Consider the following 1527-nt stretch of genomic DNA (forward strand, 5'->3'; position numbering starts at 1 on the left):
ATATTATGGCTACATGATTACCTATTAATTGCCTTTAGGATAATCAGTTGGTAGCCATTCTTTATGTTTTTGCTGCGGCACTCAGGATTGTAGAGGAGGAAGCTCTGGCGTTACAAGGCAGAAACCGATATAATGCGGCTATGAATCAGGCACTGTATCTCTTCCTCGACATGATGACTGGTATGATCATCTCCATCATGGTGGTCTCCAATACCCTCCTGGGACAGGCTACCACCATGGGTGTCTCATTAATTGTCAATCATATGATCGGATTGGTCATACTCTCCCTTATCCTGCTCCTTGGCAGGAAGAGGCCAGCCATCAATGGCCCAGGAAGAAAAGTCCCCTGGTATCTCATGTTCAATGGCCTGTTCGGCCTCGCCATCCTGAACCTGAACTACACGACTGTCGTTCATACCGGAGCATCGCTTGCGATGGCTTCCACAGTATTCGGACAGAGTTTCTGTTCGCTGGTGTTCGACCTCACTGGTTGGATGGGAATGCAAAAGCGTAGTCTTAACCGAACAAAGATTTTCAGTCTGAGTGTCAGTGCAACGGGAATCATCATCATGGCGAGCGGAGGTACAGCGAACTTTGCTTTCCTGTATGTTATGCTAGGCATCCTTGCAGGCGCACTAACCATGACACAGATGGTACTCAACAGTACACTTGCCCTCTATGAGGGGCCTATACGTGCCTCACATAGGAATTTCATAGGCGGACTGTTGGCAGGCTTGGTCTTCTATTTCCTGTTCCAGAAGGATGCAACAATCGTTGGCATTCAAACCATACCCCAGATTCCGCTGTTGCTTGTTTTAGGTGGAGGGACACTGGCAGTATTTGTCGTGGTGAGCACCAGCTATGTCATCGTGAAGATTCCTGCTGTTTACTCTGCACTCCTGCTCTCATCTGCCCAGATCCTGATGAGCCTCCTGATCGATTATCTCTTCTTTGACAGTTTCAGCCTACCGCTTCTCGTAGGAGCACTCTTGATGCTGCTGGGTATGGCTGGGAATCTTGCTGCGGACAGGAAGCCTAGACCTTAGCAATTCGGTAGGTACCTTCGGCTTCTTGGACAAAACCCTCTTTTTTCAGCTGTTCAAGACAGTACAGTACGCGCTCTTCCTCAAAGTGGGAGAGTAATGCGATGACCTGGTCCTGTTCTTTTGCACCGGTATCAGAGAGCAGGTGAATCAACTGACCACGAATCTGGCGGTTGGAGTTTTCGAACTTTGCTTGCTTGGTGTAGTGGGCACTTCTCACATTGGCATTGGGAAGGAGATGTTTAAGCAAGACGCCAAAATCCATCAGGGCGTAGTACCACGCCTTTGGATCATCAACCAGCTGCACTAAACGAACAAGCAATAACTCCAAATCCTTGTCCTTCACGCCTTCCTGGTCAGGAAAAAAGCAATGAAGCAGGACCCTGCGTATGTTTGTCTCAAGGTAGATGGTTCTCTCTCGGTAACTGAATGCACCAATGGCAGCTGCGGTTGCTTTCCCTACCCCAGGCAAGGAGAGCAGTTC

At 48.9% G+C, this 1527-nt stretch carries 1 protein-coding gene and 1 pseudogene; one reads left to right on the forward strand and one right to left on the reverse strand.

Going from position 1 to position 1527, the window contains the following annotated elements; genetic code table 11:
- Positions 1-140: 140 nt before the first annotated feature.
- On the forward strand, positions 141-1046 hold the full coding sequence (locus JF818_RS14865) for a DMT family transporter (RefSeq protein WP_198892777.1): 906 nt from the start codon (positions 141-143) through the stop codon (positions 1044-1046).
- Here JF818_RS14865 and JF818_RS14870 read toward each other — a convergent pair.
- Positions 1036-1527: pseudogene (locus JF818_RS14870) on the reverse strand (DNA repair protein); the annotation flags it as partial. The gene JF818_RS14865 and the pseudogene JF818_RS14870 sit on opposite strands and share 11 nt — an antisense overlap.

This window comes from Sphaerochaeta sp. S2, from assembly GCF_016406725.1.
Lineage (GTDB): Bacteria > Spirochaetota > Spirochaetia > Sphaerochaetales > Sphaerochaetaceae > Sphaerochaeta.

Coding starts and splice junctions, on each gene's coding strand:
- JF818_RS14865 (WP_198892777.1), top strand. CDS start 141: ATGAATCAGGCACTGTATCTCTTCCTCGACATGATGACTGGTATGATC.